Origin of the sequence: Phytohabitans rumicis (assembly GCF_011764445.1) — a bacterium.
In the GTDB taxonomy this organism is placed as follows: Bacteria; Actinomycetota; Actinomycetes; order Mycobacteriales; family Micromonosporaceae; genus Phytohabitans; species Phytohabitans rumicis.
Genome location: NZ_BLPG01000001.1, coordinates 1,877,465 through 1,901,216, shown reverse-complemented (window position 1 = coordinate 1,901,216; position 23,752 = coordinate 1,877,465). Strand labels below are relative to the sequence as shown.

The 23,752-nt window shown below is 73.2% G+C and carries 20 protein-coding genes and 5 pseudogenes; 20 read left to right on the top strand and 5 right to left on the bottom strand.

Going from position 1 to position 23,752, the window contains the following annotated elements; all coding sequences use genetic code 11:
* Positions 1-3 precede the first annotated feature (3 nt).
* Positions 4-1,361, top strand: a pseudogene (locus tag Prum_RS07975) (replication-associated recombination protein A); the annotation flags it as partial.
* A gap of 20 nt (positions 1,362-1,381) precedes the next feature.
* Here the strand turns inward: Prum_RS07975 and Prum_RS07970 are convergent.
* Positions 1,382-3,304, bottom strand: a complete 1,923-nt coding sequence (locus Prum_RS07970; RefSeq protein WP_173075255.1) for a hypothetical protein — start codon at positions 3,302-3,304, stop codon at positions 1,382-1,384.
* Positions 3,305-3,375: 71 nt separating this feature from the next.
* Here Prum_RS07970 and Prum_RS53660 point away from each other — a divergent pair, with 71 nt between their 5' ends.
* The 10 genes and pseudogenes from Prum_RS53660 (at position 3,376) to Prum_RS07920 (ending at position 13,483) form a co-directional block, all read left to right on the top strand.
* A complete protein-coding gene (locus tag Prum_RS53660) occupies positions 3,376-4,284 on the top strand; it encodes a hypothetical protein (protein ID WP_173075253.1) in 909 nt (302 codons plus the stop codon).
* Positions 4,285-4,798: 514 nt separating this feature from the next.
* A complete protein-coding gene (locus Prum_RS54990; RefSeq protein ID WP_173083520.1) occupies positions 4,799-5,485 on the top strand; it encodes a hypothetical protein in 687 nt (228 codons plus the stop codon).
* 57 nt (positions 5,486-5,542) lie between these two features.
* Positions 5,543-6,013 carry a DUF948 domain-containing protein gene (locus tag Prum_RS07955; RefSeq protein WP_281368865.1) on the top strand — a complete coding sequence of 157 codons (471 nt, stop codon included), beginning with the start codon at positions 5,543-5,545 and terminating at the stop codon, positions 6,011-6,013.
* A gap of 44 nt (positions 6,014-6,057) precedes the next feature.
* Positions 6,058-6,345 carry a hypothetical protein gene (locus tag Prum_RS07950; protein ID WP_173075251.1) on the top strand — a complete coding sequence of 96 codons (288 nt, stop codon included), beginning with the start codon at positions 6,058-6,060 and terminating at the stop codon, positions 6,343-6,345.
* Positions 6,342-9,025, top strand: a pseudogene (gene alaS / locus Prum_RS07945) (alanine--tRNA ligase). Before Prum_RS07950 ends, alaS begins: the two are co-directional and overlap by 4 nt.
* A gap of 272 nt (positions 9,026-9,297) precedes the next feature.
* The gene (ruvX, locus tag Prum_RS07940; RefSeq protein ID WP_173075249.1) at positions 9,298-9,729 is read left to right on the top strand and encodes a Holliday junction resolvase RuvX; all 432 of its coding nucleotides are present in this window, start codon (positions 9,298-9,300) and stop codon (positions 9,727-9,729) included.
* Positions 9,730-10,920: an endolytic transglycosylase MltG gene (mltG, locus tag Prum_RS07935; protein WP_173075247.1), complete on the top strand. Its 1,191-nt coding sequence runs from the start codon at positions 9,730-9,732 to the stop codon at positions 10,918-10,920. It begins immediately after the preceding gene.
* A gap of 20 nt (positions 10,921-10,940) precedes the next feature.
* Positions 10,941-11,727, top strand: a pseudogene (locus Prum_RS07930) (shikimate dehydrogenase).
* 78 nt (positions 11,728-11,805) lie between these two features.
* Positions 11,806-12,983, top strand: a pseudogene (gene aroC / locus Prum_RS07925) (chorismate synthase).
* Positions 12,980-13,483, top strand: a complete 504-nt coding sequence (locus tag Prum_RS07920; protein ID WP_173075245.1) for a shikimate kinase — start codon at positions 12,980-12,982, stop codon at positions 13,481-13,483. The pseudogene aroC and the gene Prum_RS07920 overlap by 4 nt, the downstream one beginning before the upstream one ends.
* Here the strand turns inward: Prum_RS07920 and Prum_RS07915 are convergent.
* Positions 13,473-14,198: an alpha/beta fold hydrolase gene (locus tag Prum_RS07915; RefSeq protein WP_173075243.1), complete on the bottom strand. Its 726-nt coding sequence runs from the start codon at positions 14,196-14,198 to the stop codon at positions 13,473-13,475. The genes Prum_RS07920 and Prum_RS07915 overlap by 11 nt on opposite strands.
* Before the next feature lie 56 nt (positions 14,199-14,254).
* Here Prum_RS07915 and Prum_RS07910 point away from each other — a divergent pair, with 56 nt between their 5' ends.
* Genes Prum_RS07910 through aroQ form a run of 5 tightly spaced genes read left to right on the top strand, consistent with a single transcriptional unit; the run spans position 14,255 to position 17,629 of the window.
* On the top strand, positions 14,255-15,226 hold the full coding sequence (locus Prum_RS07910) for a helix-turn-helix transcriptional regulator (RefSeq protein WP_173075242.1): 972 nt from the start codon (positions 14,255-14,257) through the stop codon (positions 15,224-15,226).
* A 33-nt stretch (positions 15,227-15,259) separates the two neighbouring features.
* A complete protein-coding gene (locus tag Prum_RS07905) occupies positions 15,260-15,565 on the top strand; it encodes a prevent-host-death family protein (RefSeq protein WP_173075240.1) in 306 nt (101 codons plus the stop codon).
* Positions 15,562-16,104, top strand: coding sequence for a type II toxin-antitoxin system RelE family toxin (locus Prum_RS07900; protein ID WP_173075238.1), 543 nt, complete (start codon positions 15,562-15,564; stop codon positions 16,102-16,104). The genes Prum_RS07905 and Prum_RS07900 overlap by 4 nt, the downstream gene beginning before the upstream one ends.
* Positions 16,105-16,115: 11 nt before the next feature.
* Positions 16,116-17,195, top strand: a complete 1,080-nt coding sequence (aroB, locus tag Prum_RS07895; protein ID WP_173075236.1) for a 3-dehydroquinate synthase — start codon at positions 16,116-16,118, stop codon at positions 17,193-17,195.
* On the top strand, positions 17,192-17,629 hold the full coding sequence (gene aroQ / locus Prum_RS07890) for a type II 3-dehydroquinate dehydratase (RefSeq protein WP_173075234.1): 438 nt from the start codon (positions 17,192-17,194) through the stop codon (positions 17,627-17,629). The genes aroB and aroQ overlap by 4 nt, the downstream gene beginning before the upstream one ends.
* Before the next feature lie 198 nt (positions 17,630-17,827).
* Here aroQ and Prum_RS07885 read toward each other — a convergent pair.
* Positions 17,828-18,682 (bottom strand): annotated as a pseudogene (locus tag Prum_RS07885) (glycosyltransferase family 87 protein); the annotation flags it as partial.
* Complete coding sequence (gene mptB / locus Prum_RS07880) at positions 18,679-19,896, bottom strand: polyprenol phosphomannose-dependent alpha 1,6 mannosyltransferase MptB (protein ID WP_218577137.1); 1,218 nt, start codon at positions 19,894-19,896, stop codon at positions 18,679-18,681. The pseudogene Prum_RS07885 and the gene mptB, both read right to left, overlap by 4 nt.
* 239 nt (positions 19,897-20,135) lie before the next feature.
* Here mptB and efp point away from each other — a divergent pair, with 239 nt between their 5' ends.
* The 4 genes from efp (at position 20,136) to Prum_RS07860 (ending at position 22,520) form a co-directional block, all read left to right on the top strand.
* A complete protein-coding gene (efp, locus tag Prum_RS07875; protein ID WP_173075232.1) occupies positions 20,136-20,693 on the top strand; it encodes an elongation factor P in 558 nt (185 codons plus the stop codon).
* 16 nt (positions 20,694-20,709) lie between these two features.
* Positions 20,710-21,120: a transcription antitermination factor NusB gene (gene nusB, locus Prum_RS07870; protein ID WP_173083516.1), complete on the top strand. Its 411-nt coding sequence runs from the start codon at positions 20,710-20,712 to the stop codon at positions 21,118-21,120.
* A 267-nt stretch (positions 21,121-21,387) separates the two neighbouring features.
* Positions 21,388-21,723: a hypothetical protein gene (locus Prum_RS07865; RefSeq protein ID WP_173075230.1), complete on the top strand. Its 336-nt coding sequence runs from the start codon at positions 21,388-21,390 to the stop codon at positions 21,721-21,723.
* Positions 21,717-22,520, top strand: a complete 804-nt coding sequence (locus tag Prum_RS07860; RefSeq protein WP_173075228.1) for a hypothetical protein — start codon at positions 21,717-21,719, stop codon at positions 22,518-22,520. Before Prum_RS07865 ends, Prum_RS07860 begins: the two co-directional genes overlap by 7 nt.
* A gap of 474 nt (positions 22,521-22,994) precedes the next feature.
* On the opposite strand, the gene bldD is transcribed toward Prum_RS07860, so the two are convergent.
* A complete protein-coding gene (bldD, locus tag Prum_RS07855) occupies positions 22,995-23,483 on the bottom strand; it encodes a transcriptional regulator BldD (protein WP_173075226.1) in 489 nt (162 codons plus the stop codon).
* Between the last annotated feature and the right edge of the window lie 269 nt (positions 23,484-23,752).

The window sequence follows — 23,752 nt, the reverse complement described above, 5'->3', positions numbered from 1 at the left end:
TTGATGGAGACCGACGGCCTGTTCTCGCTCGCCGACAGTGGCGTGCGCACCGCACCGGCCGGGAGCGGTGCCGTCGGCGGCTTCAGCCCGCCGGGCGCCGACTCCCCGCTGCCGGTGCGGATGCGCCCCGCCACCATCGACGAGCTGGTCGGCCAGGACCATCTGCTCGCGCCCGGTGCGCCGTTGCGGCAGCTCGTGGGCGGGTCCACGCCGATGTCGGTGATCCTGTGGGGCCCGCCCGGCAGCGGCAAGACCACGATCGCGCACCTGGTCGCCGCGGCGACCGACCGGCGGTTCGTGGCGATGTCCGCGCTGTCGGCCGGCGTCAAGGACGTACGGGCGGTGATCGACACGGCACGGCGGGAGCGCCGGGCGGGCGGCCCGCCGACCGTGCTCTTCATCGACGAGGTGCACCGCTTCAGCAAGACCCAGCAGGACTCGCTGCTCGCCGCGGTCGAGGACCGCACGGTCACGCTGCTCGCGGCCACCACCGAAAACCCGTACTTCTCGGTCATTTCACCGCTGCTGTCCCGGTGCGTGCTGCTCACCCTGCAACCGCTCGACGAGACCGCGGTGCGGCTGCTCGTCCGGCGCGCGATCACCGACGAGCGCGGGCTCGGCGCGGCCGTCACCCTTTCGCCGGACGCCGAGGATCATCTGGTACGCCTAGCGGGCGGCGACGTACGCAAGGCGCTCACGGCGCTGGAGGCGGCCGCCTCCTCGGCGAAGGCCCGTGAGGCCACCGAGATCGACCTGTCCACGGCCGAGCAGGCGGTCGACGTCGCCGCCGTCCGCTACGACCGCGACGCCCACTACGACGTGACCAGCGCGTTCATCAAGAGCATGCGCGGCTCGGACGTCGACGCGGCCCTGCACTGGCTGGCCCGGATGCTGGTGGCGGGCGAGGACGCCCGGTTCATCGCCCGCCGCATTGTCATCTTCGCCAGCGAAGACGTGGGCATGGCCGACCCGAGCGCCCTGTCGGTGGCGACCGCCGCCGCCCACGCGGTCGAGTACGTGGGGCTGCCCGAGGCGCAGCTCAACCTGGCCCAGGCCGTGATCCACCTGGCCACCGCGCCGAAGTCCAACTCGGCCACCACGGCGATCGGCGCGGCGGTCGCCGACGTACGGGCCGGGCGGGGCGGGGCCGTGCCACGCCATCTGCGTGACTCGCACTACCCCGGGTCCCGAGGGCTGGGGCACGGCACCGGATACCGCTATCCCCACGATGACCCGCGGGGGTCGTCACCCAGCAGTACCCGCCGGACGACCTGGCCGGCACCGACTACTACCGGCCCGGCGAGCACGGATCGGAGCGGGCCGTCGCCGCCCGCCTCCCCGTACTTCGCCGGATCGTGCGAGGTGAGGATGCTTAGGTCGGCTACTGCGTGCGCCGCTCGGCGGGGCGAGGCGCGATGGTGAAGCGGTGGGGAAAGGGCAAGGGCGAGGAACCACCCGCCGAGGAGCAGGTCAGCGGCGAGGAGACCGGCTGGCTGGACGACCTGCGTACGGCCAAGCAGGACCGCTCCGCCATCGGGCCCGGTGCCGACGGGCCGGGCGCCGCCGCGTACGCCAAGCTGCCCACCGCCGACGACGAGGCGGCGGAGGAGGGCTGGCCGGGGACCCCGGCGCCGCCCCGCCGCCCCGACACGTCGACCCCGCCCCCGCCCGGCGCGGGCCCCGCGACCCCGCTGCCCTCCGGACGCCGCCCGGAAACGTCGGCCTCGACGCCCCCACCTCCGGGGCGACGACCTGGTGTGGATGCGTCGACGCCGCCACCACCGGGGCGACGGCCCGGTGCCGATACGTCGACGCCGCCACCTCCCGGGCGCGGTTCCGGCGGTCCGGGGCGGCACGACGGTGGCCCGCCGGTCGTCGCCGGCCCGCCAGTGGTCGCCGGCCCGCCGGTCGTTCCCGGTGGGCCGCCCGTCATCCCCGGCGGCCCGTCCGGGATGGACTCGACCCCGCCGCCCGGCCGCCGTTCCGGTGGACCGGGCCCGGTGGGGCGGCACGAGGGCGGCGCCGTGGGCCGCCACGAGGGCGGTCCGCCCGTACCGCCGCGGCACGACGGTGGCCCGCCGGTCGTGGCGGGACCCGGGTCGCGCTTCACGCCGCCCGGCGGTGAACCACCGCACTCCCGGCATTCCGCGCCCCCGGAGGCGGGGCCGCCGCGCCACGGCGAGCCGGTCCGGTACGGCGAGCCGCTCCCGTCCCGCCACACTGAGCCGGGTCCGGCGCGCCACGGTGACCCTTCGGCCGGCCGGCATGGTGAGCCGCCCGCCGCCCGGCACGGCGACCCGCTCCCGCCCCGGCACGGCGACCCCGGGCCCCCGCGCTTCGGCGACGCGATGCCGCCCCGCCACGGTGAGCCGATCCCGGCGTCGCACGGCGAGCCGCCCGCGCCCCGGCACGGCGAGCCGGTCCCGTCGCGCCACGGCGAACCGGCCGCGCGCCATGGCGAGCCGATGCCCGCGCGCCACGGCGAGCCGCCGGCCACGCGGCGTGGCGAGCCGGCCCCGGTCCACCCCGGCGACCCCGGTCCGCGCCACGGCGACCCTTCGGCCGGCCGGCACGGCGACCAGCCGCTCTCCCGGCACGCCGAGCCGCCCGCGGTTCGGCCCGCCGACCCCGTCCCGCCGCGGCACGGCGAGGTCACCACGGTCCGGCGCGGTGCGAGCCCGAGCGGACCGCCGCTGCCACGCGGCGCCGAGCCGCCCCTGGGCGCACCGTCGCGCGGCCCCGAGCCGTCGATGGGCCCGCCGTCGCGCGGCCCCGAGCCGTCGATGGGCCCGCCGTCGCGCGGCCCCGAGCCGTCGATGGGCCCGCCGCCGCGTGGGCCCGAGCCGTCGATGGGCGCACCGTCGCGTGGGCCTGAGCCGTCGATGGGCCCGCCGCCGCGTGGGCCGCAGCCGCCGGGTGGCCCGCCGCCGTTCGGGTCGGCGCGGCCGGCGGAGCCGGTGGTGCCCATGTCCGGCAACGCTCCCGAGGTCCCCGTCGCGGCCGCCCCCGACCTCCCGGTCGCCGGCGCCGCACCGAACCTGCCGAGCCGCACCGACAGCGCGCCCGAGGCGGTGGCCGGCGCCGGCCCGGTCGACTCCGCCGACCCGACCGTGAGCAGCCGCGGCAGCCGCCGGGCCCGGTCCGGCGGTCCGCGCCAGGGCCGGAGCGACCAGGCCGGCGGGGGTGCCCGCGCCCGGTGGGTGGACACCGCAGCGCCGGCCGACGGCGCCGACCAGGCCCGGCCGTCGGACTGGGCCGAACGCGACGGGCAGCTGGCCGGGCCCGGTGCCCCGCCGCCACGCACGCCGATGCCGGGGCAGCCGCCCGCCGGTGGCCGGCAGTACCCGGACGAGCAGATGACGCAGCGCCGCCGCGGTGGACCGGCCGGGCGAGGCGTTCCCGCCGGCCCGGGCGACCCCGGCGGGACCGGTGACCTCGCCGGTCCGGGCGCCCGCGGTGTCCCCGGCGGCGGGCCGGGCCGCGGACGCCGGCAGGGTGGGCCGGGCGGACCGGCGGGTCCCGATGGGCCGGGCCTGCCACGCGAAGCAGCCGAACTGGGCGGGCCGCGCGGCGCCCACGGACCGGCCGGCCCGGGTGGGCCGGACGAGGGCCCGGCCGGGCCCGGTGGCGGACGTCCGCGCGCCGGTCGAGCGGCCCCGGGACGCCCCTTCCCCGACGACCCGATGGGGGTACGCGGAGTACGCGGCCCCGACGAAGACTCCGGCTCGATCCCGTCCGTGGCCCGATCCGCCCCGGTCGCACCGCCCGTCGTACCCGGCCGGCAGGGCGCGGTGCCGCCGGCCGGCCAAGGGCGTTCCCGTGGGGCCGCCCGCCCCGGCCGTCCACCCGCCGAGCCGGGCGGGCTGGGCGCACCTGGTGGTCCGGGCGTGCCCGCGGGACCTGCGGCGCCTGGCGGGTTCGACGGACCGGGCCGGCCCGGCGCCTCCGGCGGTCGCGGCCGGGCCGGCGTGCCGGGCGGACCTGGCGGACTCGGCGCACCTGGCGCACTCGCCGGACCCGGGGCAGCGGGCGGAGGCGGACCCGGCGCACCGGGCGGACGAGGTGGACCTGGCGGCCCGGCGGCACCGGGCGGGCCGGGCGGTTTTGACGGGCCTGGGGCACCCGGCCGCGGTGCACCGGGTGGCTTTGACGGGCCGGGGGCGCCCGGCGGGCGTAGCGGGCCGGGTGGTTTCGAGGGGCCGGGGGCGCCCGGCGGGCGTAGCGGGCCGGGTGGTTTTGACGGACCTGGGGCGCCTGGCGGAAGAAGCGGACCGGGGGCTTTGACGGACCGGGCGGACCGGGAGCCGCGGGTGGACCGGGGATGGCCGGGCCCGCGCGGGCGTCCGCCGCCGCTCCGGTCGCGCCGCCGGCGCCGCCGGGACGGGGCACGGTGCCCCTGCCGGGCCAGGGCCGCATACCGGGCCGGGTGCCGCCGGGCAGCCCGGCCGCCCCGCCCACCGGACCGCCGCCGCCGGGCGGGCCAGCCGGACCCATGCCCTCCGGACCCATGCAGCCCGGCGCGGCGATGGGCCGGAGCGCGACCGTCCCGCCGGGCGACATGGTGGCGCCGGGTGTGGCCATCCCGCCGGGTGTCGCTACGCCGCCGGGTGTGGCCATGCCGCCGGGTGCGCTTGCCGGGCCGCCGGGAAGTCCGGCCGTGCCGCCGGGGAGCCCCGCCGCCATGCCGGGCGGGCGGGACGGCGATGGGGTCGCGGTCGCCCGCGCCTCGGTCGCCCCGCCGGACGCCACCATCCGGGGGACCCGGCCGGCGGTTCCGGGCGGGGTCGGGGTCGACGTGCTGGACGGCGTACCCGATGAGCAGTCGGACCTCGACGGCCGGTCGGGGCCGACGGCGCGCGCGGAGGATCGGGAGCAGCGCCGCTGGCGCCTGGTCGCGCTCGTCGTGGCGACGCTGGTGGTGCTGGGCGCGCTGCCGCTCTACTTCGGAATCCGGACGGCCACCCGCGACCCGGTGCTGAACTCCCTGAACGCCCTCAACGTGCCGAGCTGGGCCGCGGTCGACGTGCAGGACGCGGTGAGCGGCAGCCGGTGGTGCCTGGTGGACTGCCGGTTCCGGGAGCGGACCGCGCAGTCGCAGCAGGGGCCGGCGGAGACCGCCAAGGTGTACGAGGCGGCGCTCGCCGAGGCCGGCTGGCAGCGCTGGAAGGCGGCCAAGCTGTGCCCGGAGGCACCGGTGGAGGGCAGCTACACCTGCTGGACCCGTGACGAGCTGACCCTCGACCTGTGGGTACGCCAGCCGGCGTGCGATCCGGCGGGCCAGCGACCGACGGTCGGGCCGACGCCGGAGGCCACGCCGGCGCCGAGCCAGTGCGAGGGCTCGGTGGTGTCGGTCAAGGTGCGCAACGCCATCGCCGACGACCGCGTGAAGTCCGGCCCGAGCACCGACCCGTCGCTCACCGGCGAGGACCCGGATCCGATCTTCACGGACGATCCGTTGCTGGAGCCGACACCGTCCCCGTCGTGAGGCCGGCGCCCGTCACTGACGGTAGGGTCTGCACGTTGGCCGTATGAGGAGGACACAGTGGAGATCGCGGCGCTGGTGGCGGCTGGTGCGTTCTTGATGCTCGTGCTCGTGCTGGCGGTGCCGATCCTGCGGCTCCGGCACACAGTGGACGCCGCGACGCGGGCGATCAACGACCTCAACGACCGGACCGCACCGTTGCTGGGCAACGTCAACAGCACGGTCGAGGGCGTCAACGTCGCGCTGGGCCAGGTGCACACCACGCTGGACGGCGTGAACGTCCAGCTCGCCAAGCTCGACACCATGACGGGCCACGCCCAGAGCGTGACGGCGAACGTCGCCAACCTGACCACCGTGGTGTCCGCCGCGGCGGCCAACCCGCTGGTGAAGGTCGCGGCGTTCGGGTACGGCGTGCGCCGCGCCACGGCCGCGCGCCGGCACGCCGACGAGGAGCGCGAGGTCCGGGCCAGCCTCAAGCAGCAGCGCAAGTCGGCCCGCGCGGCGCGCAAGTCGGGCCGGGTCGGCGGCTGACCCCGGCGCCCGGCACGGTAGGCAGAAGGGGAAGGATGAGAGCCATGAAGCGGTTGCTCTGGTTGGGTATCGGGATCGCGGTCGGCGCTCTCGTCGTGCGCAAGGTCTCGCAACGGGCCCAGTCCTACACTCCCGGCGGCATCGCCGCCTCGCTCTCGGAAACGGCTGGCGGGCTGGTCGAGTCCGTGCGTAGCTTCGTGGATGACGTCCGTGACGGCATGGCCGAGCGGGAGCGCGAGATCCACGCCGCATTCGACGAGGGTGTGGCGATCGAGGATTACGACAACGACTACGACTACGACGACATTTCTGAGGAAGGCACCATCAGATGAAGACGGCGGAGATCAAGCGGCGCTTCCTGGCCCACTTCGAGGCCAACGGGCACTCGGTGGTGCCCTCCGCTCCGCTGCCCGCCATCGACGACCCGAACCTGCTGTTCATCAACGCGGGCATGGTGCAGTTCGTACCGTACTTCCTGGGGCAGCGGACGCCGCCGTTCGAGCGGGCGACGAGCGTGCAGAAGTGCATCCGTACGCCGGACATCGACGAGGTCGGCAAGACGTCGCGGCACGGCACGTTCTTCCAGATGAACGGCAACTTCTCGTTCGGTGACTACTTCAAGGAAGGCGCCATCACGCTGGCGTGGGACCTGGCCACCAAGCCGGTGTCGGCGGGCGGCTTCGGCCTGGACGGCGACAAGATCTGGGCGACCGCGTATCTCGACGACGACGAGGCGATCGAGATCTGGCACAAGGTCGTCGGCCTGCCGATGGAGCGGATCGTCCGCCGGGGCAAGAAGGACAACTACTGGCACATGGGCATCCCCGGCCCGGCCGGCCCGTGTTCGGAGCTGTACCTGGACCGCGGCCCCGCGTACGGGCCGGATGGCGGGCCGGACGTGGACGAGGACCGGTTCCTGGAGTTCTGGAACCTGGTCTTCATGCAGTACGAGATCACCGACGTGCGCAGCAAGGAAGACTTCCAGATCGTCAGCCCGCTGCCGCAGAAGAACATCGACACCGGCATGGGCCTGGAGCGGGTCGCGTCGCTGCTGCAGGGCGTGGACAACCTGTACGAGATCGACGAGGTCCGGCCGATCCTGGACACCGCGGCGGAGCTGACCGGCAAGCGGTACGGCGCCCACTCCGGTCAAGCGGCGGGCCAGTCGCATCCGGACGACGTACGGCTGCGGGTGATCGCCGACCACGTGCGTACCGCGCTGATGCTGATCGGTGACGGGGTGACCCCGTCGAACGAGGGTCGCGGCTACGTCCTGCGGCGGATCATGCGCCGGGCGATCCGGTCGATGCGGCTGCTGGGCTGGCAGGAGCCGGCGCTGCCGCTGCTGCTGCCGGTGGCGCGGGACTGCATGGCGCCGTCGTACCCGGAGCTGGCGACCGACTTCGAGCGGATCTCCCAGTACGCGTACGCGGAGGAGGACGCGTTCCTGTCCACACTGCGGGCGGGCACGACGATCCTGGACACGGCCATCTCGTCCGCGAAGGACGCCGGCCGGGCGTCGCTGAGCGGCGACCAGGCGTTCCAGTTGCACGACACGTACGGCTTCCCGATCGACCTCACCCTGGAGATCGCGGCCGAGCAGGGTCTGCAGGTCGACCAGGAGGGCTTCCGGCGGCTGATGGCCGACCAGCGGGCCCGGGCCAAGGCCGACGCACACGCGCGCAAGACCGGCCACGCGGACCTGTCCGCGTACCGCGGGGCGCTGGACGACGGCGGTCCGGTCCAGTTCACCGGCTACGAGGAGGTCACCCGGGAGGCCCGGGTGCGGTCGCTGCTGAGCGCCGGGGGTACGCCGTTGCAGGCGGCCGGCGAGGGCGAGCAGATCGAGCTGGTGCTGGACGTGACCCCGTTCTACGCCGAGGGCGGCGGCCAGCAGCCCGACTACGGCCTGATCACCGTCGGCGACGGCCAGGTCGAGGTGTACGACGTCCAGCAGCCGATTCCCGGCCTGATCGTGCACAAGGCGCGGGTCGTGCGTGGCGAGGTCCGCAGCGGCGAGACCGGGTACGCGGAGATCGACGTGCGGCGACGCAAGGCGATCTCCCGGTCGCACACGGCCACCCACCTGGTGCACCAGACGATGCGTAACTTCCTCGGCGAGACGGCGACCCAGGCGGGCTCGCTGAACGCGCCGGGCCGGCTGCGCTTCGACTTCAACACCCCGGGCGCGGTCTCGGCGAGCGTGCTGCACGACGTGGAGCAGCAGGTCAACGAGGTGCTCCTCGGCGACCTGGAGGTGCACGCGTTCATCACTTCGCAGGCGGAGGCGCGGCGGCTGGGCGCGATGGCGCTCTTCGGCGAGAAGTACGGCGACGAGGTGCGCGTCGTCGAGGTCGGCGACTACGCCCGGGAGCTGTGCGGCGGTACGCACGTGGCCCGCTCCGGCCAGCTCGGCCTCGTGAAGATCCTCTCCGAGTCGTCGATCGGTTCCGGGGTACGCCGGGTCGAGGCGCTGGTGGGCATCGACGCGTTCGACTACCTGGCGCGCGAGCACCTGCTGGTGTCCCGCCTCGCGGAGCTCTACCGGGTGCCGAACGACCAGGTGGCCGAACGGGTCGAGCAGACCGTTACGCAGCTGCGCGACGCCGAGAAGGAGCTGGAGAAGCTGCGCGCCCAGCTCGTCCTGGGTGGAGCGGCGGCGCTGGCCTCGTCGGCGCGGGACGTGGGCGGCATCGCGTACGTGGGCACCGAGGCGCCGGAGGGCGCGGGCGGCAACGACGTACGCACGCTGGCGCAGGAGATCCGCGGCAAGATCGACGCGGCTCGGCCGGCGGTGGTCGCGGTGTCGGCCCGCGCGGGCGGCAAGGCGTCCCTTGTGGTGGCCGTGAACGCGGCGGCCCGCGGCCGGGGCGTGTCGGCGTCCGACCTGGTCAAGGCCGCGCTGTCCGGCCGTGGCGGGGCAGCCCCGACCTGGCCCAGGGTGGTGGCCTGCCCGCGTCGGAGGCGCCCGCGCTGCTGGTGGCGGTGGAAAAGTCCCTGTCGTCCGTATGACGCCCGGCGTCGGGCTCCCGGTTACGTGAGTAGGGCGCCCCTGTTCCCGCGATGGCGGGCATGGGGGCGCCCTACTCACGTCCGGGACGCCCGCCGCGGCGGTGCGCCGATCAAGGAAAACCGCGCCGATCAAGGGCAAATGGTTGCGGTTCGGAGATCAAAGCACGACCATTTGCCCTTGATCGGCGCGGAAATCCTTGATCGGCGCGGACAAAGCGCGCGGAGAGCGCGGAAAGCGGCTGCGGAGGGGACTGGTGGAGCGAGGGGTACGCATGGGTGTGGATGTGGGCACTGTGCGTGTTGGGGTGGCGATATGTGACCCCGACGGGATCCTCGCGACCCCGCTCGTGACCCTCAAGCGGGACCTGAATGCGGATATTGATGCCGTGCCTTCCGATATCTTTGAACTTGCGCGACTTGTAGATGCGTATCAAATCGTGGAGGTCGTAGTCGGGTTGCCGGTGACACTCGCCGGGAAGGAAGGACCCGCGGCGGTGCAGGTCAGGGCCTATGTCGAGCGCCTGGGTCGGGCGATCGCCCCGGTTCCGGTCCGGCTGGCCGACGAGAGGATGTCCACCGTTGCGGCAACCCGTAGGCTGGCCGAACGTGGCGTGCGGGGAAAGCGCCAACGCGCGGTGGTGGACCAGGCCGCCGCGGTGGAGATTCTGCAAGGCTGGCTAGACGCGCAGCGGAGGCGAGCGTAGATGATCGACGAGCTGGAGCTGGCGTTCGACGATGAACCCGTCGAACGGTGGCGCCATCGACGAGGACGCAAGCGCGGTACGCCCAAGAAACGCCGTAGCGGTGCGGGTAAGAGCGTGATCGCGATGTTCGTTGTGGTCCTGCTCCTCGGCGGTCTGGGTGCGGGCGTCTGGTACGGGTTTGACCGGGTACAGAGCTTTTTCACCACACCGGACTACGAAGGCGCCGGTTCGGGCGAAGTGACCATTCAAATCAAGCAGGGCGATACCGCGACCGACATCGGCAACACGCTGGTGACGGCGGGTGTGGTCAAGAGCGCCAAGGCGTTCATCGACGCGGCCCGGGAAAACTCCCGCAGCGAGAACATCCAGCCGGGCACGTACAAGGTGAAGCAGCAGATGAGCGGCGCCGCGGCCTTGGGGATGCTGCTCGACCTCAAGAACAAGGTGGTCAACGGCGTCCTCATCCGGGAAGGGCTCTCCGCGAAGGCCATCTTCGCCGAGCTGTCCAAGCAGACGAAGATCCCGGTGAAGGAGTTCCAGGCCGCCGCGAAGGACCCGCTGGAGCTGGGCATCCCGGACTGGTGGTTCACCCGTTCCGACGGCAAGAAGGTGACGCCGTCGATCGAGGGCTTCCTCTTCCCCGACACGTACGAGATCGATCCTAAGTGGACGGCCGTGGACATCGTGCGGACGATGGTCGACCGGTTCCTGACCGTGACCGGCGAGCTCAAGTTCGCCGACAAGGTGCAGGGGCTGAGCATCAGCCCGTACGAGGCGCTCATCGTGGCGTCGCTCGCCCAGGCCGAGGCGGGCATCCAGGAGGATCTGGGCAAGGTCGCCCGAGTGGCGTACAACCGGCTGTACAAGGACTTCCCGTGCAGCTGCCTGGAGATGGACGTCACCGTCAACTACTGGCGTGAGCTGAAGGGCTTGCCCATCAAGGCGTCCAAGGACATGACCGCGTCCGAACTGGACGATCCGAAGAACCCGTACAACCGCAAGCTCAAGGGCCTGATCCCGACGCCGATCAACAACCCGGGCAAGCACGCCCTCGAGGGCGCGATGGCGCCGCCGCAGGGCAACTGGCTGTACTTCGTGGCGATCGACAAGACCGGCAAATCGGCGTTCACCAACAGCATCGACCAGCACGAGAGAAACAAGGACATCGCCCGGGAGAACGGGGTTCTTTGACCGAGATCCATCGGGCGGCCGTGTTCGGCAAGCCGATCGCCCACTCGCTGTCGCCCGTGATCCACAACGCCGGGTACGCCGCGGCCGGTCTGACCGGCTGGGCGTACACGGCGGTGGAGTGCGCCGAGTCCGAGCTGGCCGGGCGCGTCGCCGCGCTCGGGCCGGAGTGGGCCGGGCTGTCGCTGACCATGCCCTTGAAAGAAGTGGCGTTGTCGGTGGCCGCCGCGGTCTCGCCGGTCGCGGCCGCGGTCGGTGCCGCCAATACTTTGGTACGCCGTGCGGACGGCTCGTGGTACGCCGATAACACCGACGTGCCGGGCATGGTGGACGTGCTGGCCGGCATCCCCGGCGATGCGCGGTTCACCGTCCTGGGCGCCGGTGGCACGGCCCGCGCCGCGATCGCCGCGGCCGCCCAGATGGGTGCCGCCGGCGTGACGGTGGTGGCGCGGCGGCCCGAGGCGGTCGAGGAGCTGCGCCCGGTCGCCGAGGCGGTCGGTGTGCCCTTCGCGGGCGTGCCCTGGTCCGATGCCGCGACGTACGCCGAAGCCGACGTGGTCGTCGCCACCGTGCCGAAGGGCGTGGCCGACCCGCTCGCCGTGACCGTCCGGTGGCGACCGTCCACTGTGCTCTTCGAGGCCCTCTACGACCCCTGGCCCACCCCCTGGCCGCCGCCGCCGCGAAGGCCGGCTGCCGGGTGGTCTCCGGCAAGGACCTGTTGTTGGCCCAGGCGATCGGCCAGTGGGAACTTTTCACGGGCGGGCCCCGGCTCCGCGTGAGGCGATGTCCGCCGCCCTGTTCGGCAAGTGATCATGAAGTTGTCCGCATCCTGGTAGCCGCTGGACGTGGACAAGTTCATGATCAACGGGGGGTGGCAGACTGGCGGGCGTGTTGCGGTGGTTGACTGCGGGTGAGTCTCATGGGCCTGCGCTGGTGGCGTTGCTTGAAGGGGTGCCTGCCGGGGTCGAGGTGACGTCGGCTGACATCGGGCTGGAGCTTGCGCGCCGGCGGCTCGGGTACGGGCGGGGCGCGCGGATGGCGTTCGAGCAGGACGTCGTGGAGATCATCGGCGGCGTCCGGCACGGCGTGACGCTGGGCAGCCCGGTTGCCGTACGGGTGGCCAACTCGGAGTGGCCCAAGTGGCAGACCGTGATGGCCGCCGACCCGGTCGACCCCGAGGAACTGGCCAGCCAGGCCCGCAACGCCCCGCTGACCCGGCCCGCCCCGGCCACGCCGACCTGGCCGGCATGCAGAAGTACGGGCACACCGACGCCCGGCCGATCCTGGAGCGGGCCAGCGCGCGGGAGACCGCCGCCCGGGTCGCCGTCGGCACCGTGGCCAAGGCCCTGGTCAAGCAGGCCCTCGGCATCGAGATCGTCTCGCACGTGGTCGAGCTCGGCTCGGTGGCCGCCAAGCCCGGGCTGCAGCCGCGCCCGGAGGACGCCGAGCGGGTCGACGCCGACCCGCTGCGCTGCCTGGACCCGGAGGCGAGCGCCCGGATGGTGGCCGAGGTCGACGCCGCGAAGAGGGACGCCGACACGCTGGGCGGCGTGGTCGAGGTGCTCGCGTACGGCGTACCGCCGGGCCTGGGCAGCCACGTGCAGTGGGACCGCAAGCTGGACGCCCGGCTCGCCACCGCGCTGATGTCGATCCAGGCCATCAAGGGCGTGGAGATCGGCGACGCGTGGCTGCAGGCGCGCTCGCGCGGTTCGGTGGCGCACGACGAGATCATCCCGACGGCCAGCGGCGTCAAGCGGGTCACCGACCGGGCCGGCGGCCTGGAGGGTGGCATCACCACCGGCGAGCCGCTGCGGGTCAAGGCCGCGATGAAGCCGATCTCGTCGCTCAACCGGGCGCTGTCGACGGTGGACGTCTCCACCGGCGAGCCGGCCACCGCCATCAACCAGCGTTCGGACGTGTGCGCCGTTCCGGCCGCCGCGGTGGTCGCCGAGGCGATGGTGGCGCTGGTGCTGGCCGAGGCCGCGACGGAGAAGTTCGGGGGCGACTCGGTGGCCGAGATCCGCCGCAACCTGGCCGGCTACCTGGACCACCTGGTGATCCGGTGAGACCCGCCTGCGTCCTCGTCGGCGTGATGGGGGCCGGCAAGACGACGGTCGGCGAGCTGCTGGCGGCCGAGTTGGGCACCCGGTTCCGGGACACGGACGCCGACGTCGAGGCGACCGCCGGCAAGCCTATCTCCGAGATCTTCATCGACGACGGCGAGGCGCACTTCCGTACCCTCGAAAAAGCCGCCGTGGTGACGGCGCTGGCGTCGTTCGACGGCGTGCTGGCGCTCGGCGGCGGCGCGATCCTGGCGGAGGAGACCCGCGCGGCGCTGGCCGGGCACGCGGTGGTCTACCTGTCCGTGGGCCTGGCCGACGCGGTCAAGCGGGTCGGGCTGGGCGCCGGGCGGCCGCTGCTCGCGATCAACCCACGGGCGACGCTGAAGCACCTGATGGATCAGCGCCGCCCGCTGTACGAGCAGGTCGCCACGTTTACCGTGTCGACCGACGGCCGGACCCCCGAAGAGATCGCCGCAGAGGTGCTGACTCTCCTCAAACCGTGAGCTCGTCGAGGATCTCGGCCAGTTGCTTGGGCTCGCTGAACATCGGCCAGTGCCCGGTCGGCAGTGCCCGGATCTGGGCGCCGCGCAGTTCGGCGAAGAACGGATGGCCCTGCGCGAGCATCGCCTCGACCTGCTCCAGCGGGATGGTGCACGCGATCAGCGCAGCCGGCACCCCCGTGCCGCCGGTGCGCTGGACGGGCTGGGTGGCCGCGCCGAGCGGATGCGGCGTGGCCCGCTCGCGCAGGGTGGCGAGCGTGGCGGCGTCGAGGCCGGCGAGGTTGACCGGGTCGGCCAGCGGGTCCCACGGCGGCGGCGGGAGCAGGTGCCCGTCGCCGAGCAGCGCGCGCAGGCGTTCCTGCTCCTCCGGCGGGTGGGTGTCGAACTGCGAGACGCCGTCCGGCAGGGGACCGCTGTCGACGTACACGACGCGGGCGACGCGTTCCGGGATCCGGTCCGCGGCCTGGGTGACCGGCATGCCACCGCCGGAGTGAGCAACCAGGACAACCTCCCGCAAATCATCACTTTCTATGAGCTGGACGATGTCCTGAGTGTGCCTTTCGAGATCAACCTCCGGCGTGGCGAGGTGCGCTTTCTCCGCGACTCCGGTCAAAGTGACGGGGTAGACGCGGTGTCCGGCCGCGCGCAGCGATGCGGCCACCTCGTCCCACGCCCACGCGCCGAGCCAGAACCCAGGTACCAGTACGAATGTCGTCATGCGGCCAACCTAAGATCGAATCCGGACGCTTTCCGCCCGATTAAGGAGTGTGACCCGTGTCACATCCTGCCTCGCGCGTGCTGGGCATGCTCGAGCTGCTCCAGACCCATCACCGGCTGACCGGCGCCGACCTGGGCGCGCGCCTCGGCGTGGATGAGCGCACCGTACGCCGGTACGCCGGCACCCTCGCCGAACTCGGCATCCCGGTGGCCGCCAACCGCGGCCGGTACGGCGGCTACCACCTGCGCCCCGGCTACAAGCTGCCGCCGCTGATGCTCACCGACGACGAGGCCGTCGCGGTCGTGCTCGGCCTCGTGGCCGCCGAGCAACTGGGGCTCGCCACCGAGGCGCCCGCCACCGGGGTCGCCCTCGCGAAGATCCAGCGGGTGCTGCCCGGCGTCCTCGCCTCGCGGCTGGAGGCCGTCCGGGAGAGCCTCGGCTTCACCCTGCGCTCCCGGCAGGAGGGCGCCGCCCGGCCCGCCACCGCCACGCTGCTGTCCCTCGGCGCCGCCACCCGGTCGCGGCACCGGGTGTCGCTGACGTACCGGTCCTGGCGCGGCGGGGTGTCGCTGCGCGACGTCGACCCGTACGGCCTGGTCTTCCACGCCGGCCGCTGGTACCTGACCGGGCACGACCACCGGCGCGGCGAGATCCGCAGCTTCCGGCTGGACCGGATCAGCGCCGTCGACGCGGGTACCGAGACGTTCGAGGTCCCCGAGGGCTTCGACCCGGTGGGGCACGTCACCCGCTCGCTGGCCGGCGTGCCGTACACCTGGGAGGTCGAAGTGCTCCTGGAGACGGACCTCGACCAGGCCCGGCGCCGCATCCCGCCCACCATCGCCGAGCTGAGCGAGTCGGCCGACGGCGTGCTGCTGCGCTGCCGCGCCAACAGCCTGGACGGCATGGCCCACATGCTGGCCGGGCTCGGCTGGCCGTTCACCGTGCTCCGCCCCGACGAGCTACGCGCCTCGGTCGCCGCCTACGCCACCCAACTCGCGGCCCTCGCCGATCGCCAACCCGCGGGCTGACGTTCTGGATAGAAAACCTGTATAGTTTTCCGCATGACGGTGCTGGATCATCCGCGGGAAGTGTCGGTCACCGAAGCGACCCAGCGCGGTGTCGCGGGCATCATCAGCGACGCCGAGGCCAATGACATCCTGGTCACCCGGCGCAATCAGCCGGTCGCCGCGATCGTGAGTATCCAGCGGATCAGGCGGATCGAGCGGGTGCTGGACGACGTGCGGGACCTCACGCTCGCCATGGCTCGTGCCGCCACGGACGACGGCGCCCGGATCTCCTTCGACGATGTGCTGGCGGCCTACGGACTTACCCGTGCCGACCTCGACGACGTGGAAGACGAGCCGTGACCGGCCGTCCGACGGTCGAGATCTACTTCGTACGGGCAGTAGCTGAGCAGGATCTCCGGCACATCGGCCGCCAGGACATCCGCCAGATCTTCAAGAAACTGACGCTTCTCGAAACGGATGTCCACGCGGGCATGCCGTTGGGAGGCGAGCTGACCGGCTTTCGCAAGCTCGTGGTCGGCCGCAACCCCTACCGCATCGTCTACCGCGTGCGCGACGAGGGAAGAGCCATCGAGGTGTGCGAGATCTGGGCCGTGGGTCACCGCCGTAACGACGAGGTCTATGCGGCGGCCACCCGCAGAGTCCAGGCGGCCGCCGCGGCGCGGCCCGACCTGGTCGGCCTCGCCGACCTCATGGCCTCGATCGTCGACCTTGACCGCTCGGCGTCGCCCGCGCCCACACTGCCGTCGAGTGATCCGGTGCCCGAGTGGCTGTACAAGCAACTCGTGCACACCGCTGGTCTCGAGCCGCACGAGATCGCTGCCATGACCGGCGAGGAGGCGTTCGCGGCCTGGAACGAGTGGATGTCGCGCCCCCGCTAGGCTGGGCCGCGATGAGCGAGAACGACGAGGTGACCCGGATCCCGGTCGGCGGGGAGCGGGCGTACGACGTATTGGTGGGCAGCGGGCTGCTCGGTGAGCTGCCGCGGCTGGTCGACGGGGCGGTCCGCGCGGCCGTGCTGTACGCGCCGCCGCTCAAGCCGCACGCGGACGAGATCGCCCACCTGCTCGCCGACGCGGGCGTGACCCCGCTGCCGATCGACATGCCCGACGCCGAGGCCGGCAAGACCGTCGACGTGGCCGCGCACTGCTGGGACCAGCTCGGCGCGGCCGGGTTCACCCGTACCGACGTGGTGGTGGGGGTCGGCGGCGGCGCGGTCACCGACCTGGCCGGGTTCGTCGCCGCGTGCTGGCTGCGCGGGGTGCGCTGGGTGCCGGTCTCGACCAGCCTGCTCGGCATGGTCGACGCGGCCGTGGGCGGCAAGACCGGCATCAACACGGCCGCCGGCAAGAACCTGGTCGGCGCGTTCCACCCGCCGGCCGGGGTGCTGTGCGACCTGGCGTTGCTGGACACGCTGCCGCACGTCGACCTGGTCGCCGGGCTGGCCGAGGTGGTCAAGTGCGGGTTCATCGCGGACCCGGCGATCCTCGACCTGATCGAAGGCGACCCGGTGACGGCCACGCACGCGCGGACCCTGCGGGAGCTGGTCGAGCGGGCGATCCGGGTCAAGGCGCACGTCGTCTCGAACGACCTGCGCGAGTCGGGGCTGCGCGAGATCCTCAACTACGGGCACACGCTCGCGCACGCCGTCGAGAAGGTGGAGAAGTACGGCTGGCGGCACGGTCACGCCGTCTCGGTGGGCCTGGTGTACGCGGCCGCGCTGGGCCGGCTGTCCGGGCGGCTGGACGAGGCGACCGCGGCCCGGCACCGGCGGGTGCTGGAGGCGCTGGGGCTGCCCACGTCGTACCGCGCCGACGCGTGGCCGGACCTGCTCGCCACGATGCGCGTGGACAAGAAGGCGCGCGGCTCGATGCTGCGCTTCGTCGTCCTCGACGGCCTGGCCAAACCGTCCACCCTGGACGGTCCGGACGACAGCCTGCTGGCAGCGGCGTACGCGGAGGTATCGGCGTGAAGGTCTACGTCCTCAATGGACCCAACCTGGGCCGGCTCGGCTCGCGGCAGGTCGACGTGTACGGGCTGACGTCGTACGCCGGGCTGGTCGAGCTGTGCGAGTCGACCGGCAAGGAGCTGGGCCTGGACGTCGAGGTGCGGCAGACCGACGCCGAGCACGAGATGCTGGGCTGGCTGCACGCCGCCGCCGACGAGCAGGCCGCCGTCGTGCTCAACCCGGCGGCCTGGTCACATTATTCGTACGCGGTGCGCGACGCCTGCGCCATGCTGCGCGCCCCGCTCGTCGAGGTGCACATCTCGAACATCCACGCCCGGGAGGAGTTCCGGCACCACTCGGTGGTGTCCGCGGTGGCCACCGGGGTGATCTGCGGCCTCGGCGTCGACGGGTACGTGCTGGCCCTGCAGCACCTCGCGCGCCGGCAGGGCGAGCAGTAGCGCCACGCAGATCCACACGTACGCGTTGGCGCCCAGGAACGCGCCCGGCGCCCGGCCGTCCCACCACAGCCAGACCACGCTGCTGCACAGCAGGACGTAGGCGGTCACGGCCCAGCGCCGCCGGTGGCGGTCGAAGAGCAGCACCAGCGCCGGCAGCACCCACACCAGGTGGTGCACCCAGGTGATCGGGCTGACCAGGCAGCCCACCACGCCGGTCAGCGCCGCCCCGGTCACCGGGTCGACGCGGCGCACCCGGTACCCCCACACGGCCAGCACCGCCGCGACGACGAGCAGCCAAGCCAGCCGGCTGGGCGCAGCCGGATCGAGCCGGGCCAGCACGCCCTGCAGCGACTGGTTCGACACGTACGCCAGGTTGCCGATCCGGTCGGTGTCCCACAGCGCCTCGGTCCAGAACGTGCGCGACGCGTCCGGCGCGACCGCCAGGGCCACGAAGGTCGCGGCGGCCGCCGTACCGGTCGCCACCGCCGCGGCCCGCCGCTGGCCGGTGACCAGCAGGTAGAGGACGAAGATGCCGGGGGTCAGCTTGATGGCGGTGGCCACGCCGATGCCCACGCCGTACCAGCGGGTCGTGCGCAGCAGCCGGGTGTCGGCCACCACCAGGGCCAGCAGCACGAGGTTGACCTGCCCGAAGCTGAACGTGTCGCGGACCGGCTCGAACACCGCCACCGCGCACGCCGCCACCGCGAACGCGAACCCGCGCGGCCAGCCGTTGCGGCGCGCGACCGGGTCGACGAGCAGGTACACCAGCGCCGCGCCGGCGCTCGCGTTGACCACCAGGCTGAGCGCGATCGCCGGATGCCAGTCCAGCAGCGCGAGCGGGCTGAGCACCAGCGCGGCGAACGGCGGGTACGTGAAGCCGTAGTTCGTCGGCGGGCGCAGGTAGTCGTACAGCTGGCCGCCGTCGCGCAGCCAGTAGTGCACCGCGCCGTGGTAGACGCCGACGTCGAAGAAGCCGCGGTGCGCCGGCACGTACGCGAGGAACAGCGCGGTGGCGACGGCGAGCCCCGCCACGATCAGCGCACGACGCGTCATGAGGTGGCCGGGATCAGCGGGCGGCGGGGGAGCAGGAGGGCGATCGCGACGGTGGCGCCGAGCAGCGCCTGCGCCACCTGCTCGGCACCCGGTGCGAAGCCGCTGGGCAGCACCACGACCGCGAGGCCCGCGCACGCCGCCGCGGCCACCTGCCGCACCCGACCGTCCGGCGCGGCGGCGGCGAGCGGCACCAGGCCCCACAGCAGGTACCACGGGCGCAGCGCCGGTCCGAACAGGACGATCGCGCCGAGGCCCAGCCCGACCGCGTACACCGGGCCCAGCTCGCGGCGGCGCAGCCACAGGACCGCGCTGACCGCCACGGCCGCCGCGAGACCGGTCCAGCGCCACAGGGGCACGGCGTGCGCGGTGCCCAGCAGGGCGCCGGTGAGCCGGCCGAGCACGCTCGTCGGCGACCAGTTCTCCGGGGACACCGGGGTATTCAGGGCACCGACCCAGCCGTACCCGAGACCGGAAACGGCGGTGACCGCGACGGTGGTGGCCGCGGCGACGGCGGCCGCGTGGATGGTGGCGCGCCACCGGGTGCCGCCGACGAAGAGCAACGCCAGCGCGGCCGGCGCCTTGACCAGCGCGGCGAGCGCGATGAGCGCGGCGCCCACGCCCGGCCGGCGCGCCTGCGCGGCGGCCAGGCCGGCGACGAGCAGGCCGAGCATCAGCGCGTCGTTGTGCGCGCCGGCGACGAGGTGGGCCAGCACGAGCGGGTTGAGCGCGCCCAGCCACAGGGCGGCGGCCGGGTCGACGCCGCAGCGGCGGGCGAGACCGGGCAGCACGGCGGTCAGCAGCGCCACGCCGAGCACCGCGATCAGCCGCATGCCGAGGACACCGACCGCGAGGTGCGCGCCCGCTGCCGCGGCCACGCCGGTCGCCACGAGCAGGAAGAGCGGCCCGTACGGCGTCGGGGTGTGCTGCCAGATGGCCGGTACCTCGGCGGCGAGCGGCCCGCCGTAGGAGGCCGGCCCGAGCTCGTACACGTCGAGGCCGGCGCCGACCATGGCGCCCTGCGCGAGGTAGCTGTAGACGTCGCGGCTGAACAGCGGGGGAGCCAGCAGCAGCGGTGCGGCCCAGAGCACGAGCGTCCGGATCAGGTCGCGCGGCGTCACGTCGGGCAGGAGCTTGCCCACGCGCCACCAGGCCGTGATCAGCAGGACCAGTCCCGTGTACGCGACGACGACGCCCCAGCCGGGGTGGCGGCGCATGATGCCGAACCCTTCCCGGGGAGGGCGCCGGCGGCCAGGCCACCCGCCGCGAGGAGAACCGAGCCCCCCAGGCCCAGAGCGCGGCACTTGGTCAACACGGGTGCAGGCTGTCAGCGGTGGGTGTCGTCGATGCGTCCGGCGGCTGGCCGGCTCGTTACCGGCGGGCGTCCGCCGCGTCCGCGCGCCGATACCAGTAGACTTGCTGGGTCAATCCCCACGAATGAAGAACAAGGCAGGAAATGGCCACCACCAACGACCTGAAGAACGGCCTGGTCCTCAACCTCGACGGCGAGCTGTGGTCCGTCGTGGAGTTCCAGCACGTCAAGCCGGGTAAGGGCGGGGCGTTCGTGCGCACCACGCTGAAGAACGTGCTGTCCGGCAAGGTGGTCGACAAGACGTTCAACGCGGGCACGAAGGTCGACACCGCGACCGTCGACAAGCGCACCATGCAGTACCTGTACGCCGACGGCGACGACTACGTCTTCATGGACCTGCAGACGTACGACCAGATCCACGTGCCCGGCGGCACCGTCGGCGAGGCGGCGAGCTACCTGCTGCCCGAGGCCGAGGCCACCGTGGCGACCCACGAGAACGTGCCGCTCTACATCGAGCTGCCCACCAGCGTGGTGCTGGAGGTCACCTACACCGAGCCGGGCCTGCAGGGCGACCGCTCCACCGGCGGCAACAAGCCGGCCACCGTGGAGACCGGCGCGACCGTGCAGGTGCCGCTGTTCATCACCACCGGCGAGAAGATCAAGGTAGACACGCGCGACGGGCGCTACCTCGGCCGTGCCTGAGGCCCCCAAGTCGCAGATGCCCGCCCGCCGCAAGGCGCGCAAGCGGGCGCTCGACGTCCTGTACGAGGCGGACATGCGCGACATGGCCCCGGGCGAGGTGCTCGACGCGTACGTGAAGCGCATCGAGCAGCCGCGTCCCGAGCACCTCGGGTACGCCATGGGTCTGGTCGAGGGCGTGGCGACACACCTGGACCGGATCGACGAGCTGATCGCCAGCTACGCCGAGGGCTGGACGCTCGACCGGATGCCCGTCGTCGACCGCAACCTGGCCCGCATCGCCGTCTACGAGCTGCTGTACGTCGAGGAGATCGACGACGCGGTGGCCATCACCGAGGCGGTCGAGCTGGCCAAGCAGATGTCCACCGACGACTCGCCCCGCTTCCTCAACGGCATGCTGGGCCGGATCGCAGAGTTCACCCACCACTAGGTCTCGCGCCGCCGTTCGCGCCGCCCTCCGCCGGGCCCTCTTCGCCGGGCCCTCTTCGCCGGGCCCTCTTCGCCGGGCCCTCTTGCCGGGCCCTCTTGCCGGGCCCTTTCTGCCGTCGATCAAGGGCGAATGGTCGTGCTTTGATCTCCAAACCACGACCATTCGCCCTTGATCGACGCGGAAGTCCTTGATCGGCGGAGGCGCGGCGGGCACGTGACCGCTGTTCGGGGTTGTCGGGTCATGACCGGGGGAGTACGGTCCTCGACCGTGCCTCCGCCCCCGCTTTCGCCCAGCGACGAGGAGATCCGGGTCGCGATCGAAGCCCTGCGGTCGGACGCCCGCGAGTGGCTCGACTGGGCCGACGCGCTCGCTCATGCGTCCACTGTGGTCGGTCGGCTGGACCTGACCGCCAACGAGATGTGCGCCCTCAGCGAGATCGTCGGCCTCCCGGAGACGTACGCGGCGCTCCAGCGGCGAGTGGCCGAGCTCGCGACGCAGGGCGCGGCCGGGTTCACGGCGATGGCGGGCGCGCTGATCGCGGCCGCTGACGGGTACGAGCGGGACGAGCGCAACGCCGTGCACCGCATGCTCGGGGCGTGGTAGCCGTGACGATGCCTATGCCGCTGCCCGCTTTCGACGAGTTGATGGCCCGCGTGTGGTGGCTGACCGAGCAGGTCCGGCGGGCCGCCCAGCGGGTGATCGACGGCGCGGTGCGGGCGGCCCGCGCGCTGGCGCCGTTCCTGGTCGACGGGGTGCTCGACCTCGTGCGCGCCTTCGGCGACCTGGTCCGGCGGCTGCTGTCGGCGATCGCCGAGCTGAGCGAGCCGATGGGCCGGCCGGAGCGGGTCTGGGAAACCGGCCGGCGCTGGGTCGAAGACTTCGCCGGCCCGCTCAGCGAACACATCGGCAAGATCGACCCAGACCACCTCGCCGCCGCGTACGAGTGGCAGGGGCGGGCGGCCGGCGCGTACGAGGCGGCCGCGGCCCGCCAGCGCGCCGCGCTCACCGCCCTGCGCGACATCGGCGCCGACGTCGACGTGGCCCTCGCCCGGCTCGCGATCGGCATCTGCGGCCTGTGGGCAGCCGTCGCGGCCGCGCTCGCCTCGGCGCTGGTCCAGCTGATCGGCGCCGGGATCGCCGTCGGCTCCGGCGTGGGCACGCCGGCCGCCGTCATCCTCGCGACCACCTGCGTGGCCACCGCGTGCGCGGGCGTCGCCGGTGGTGCGGCCGCCACGGCGGCGCTCATCGAGTGGGTCAGCGACACGATCACGACGCTGCGCGGCCGGCTGGAGGACCACGAAGCGTTCCCGGACGGTTGGTGGCCGGCGCCGGCGGTGACCCGCTTCGACGACGGCTCCATGTCCGACGGCACGCCCTCGCAGTGGCGCCTCCAGCCCTAACCCACCCACGCTTCGCACTCTCTGCGCCCTTGATCGACGGGGGAGACGGGTGCGGGCGGCCGAGGGCGCGGAGCGGAGGGGCGGGAGTGACTGTGGTGAGTAATTGCCCCGCCAGGGGCAATTACTCACCACGATCGTGCCGGCTATGCCGCGCACCGCGCGGGCTGAGCCCAGCATGCCGCCAGCCGGCCCCACCCAGCGTGCGCCGATCAAGGAATTCCGCGCCGATCAAGGGCAAACGGCCGCGGATCGGAGATCAAAGCACGACCATTCGCCCTTGATCGGCGCGGCGAGCCCTTGATCGGCGCGGCGAGCCCTTGATCGGCGCGGCGAGCCCTTGATCGGCGCGGCGAGCCCTTGATCGGCGCGAAGGGGCCCTTGATCGGGGTACGGCGCCGGGGGAGCGAAGGGGCGCGGGAACGCGAAAGGCACGTGGCCCGGCCGGCCACGTGCCTTTGGTGGTGCGGGGGTGGTTCAGGACGCGAAGAAGGCCCTCGGGTCGGCGACGAGTACGCCGGCCTCGGTCAGGCGCTCGATGAGGCCGGACGGCGAGATGTCGTACACGATGGCCAAGGCCCGCAGGTCGTCGGCGCGGATCGACAGGACCCGGCCGTTGTAGTCGCCCCGCTGCTGCTGGATCGCCCTGGCGTACCGGGCGACGTAGGCGAGCTCCTCGGACACCTCGTCGTAGAGCCGCTCCAGATCCAGGACGATCTTGTTCGTGGGCTCGTGCCGGACGCCGCTGCCGTCGGGCAGCAGTTCCGATACGGGCACGCGGTAGAAGTCCGCCAACTCGGCGAGGCGGGACACGGTGACCGCGCGGTCGCCGCGCTCGTACGAGCCGACGACGACGGCCTTCCAGCGCCCGTTCGACTTCTCCTCCACCCCCTGCAGGGACAGGCCCTGCTGTTGGCGGATGGAGCGCAGGCGGGCGCCCAACGACTTGGCGTACTCAGAGGGCATTCGGACACTCCCAGTGCTGTGGCCCGGGGTTCTCCCCAGCGATTTCGCTACGGAGCGTGACGGTACGGGGATTGAGACACAGCGTCAAGTCCCTGTTAACAGCCGACTGACGTGATCGTGTGCAGTTGCCCGGTTTTGCCGCACTGATTCGTGGCTCAGGGTTGCCCCTCAACGGGCCGGGAAGGAGATCGCTGGTAACGTAGCGTGCGGCCAAATCCGGTAATCGACACCCTTTAAGGCCCGTCCCGTGAGGCGGGAAGGAGTGACCG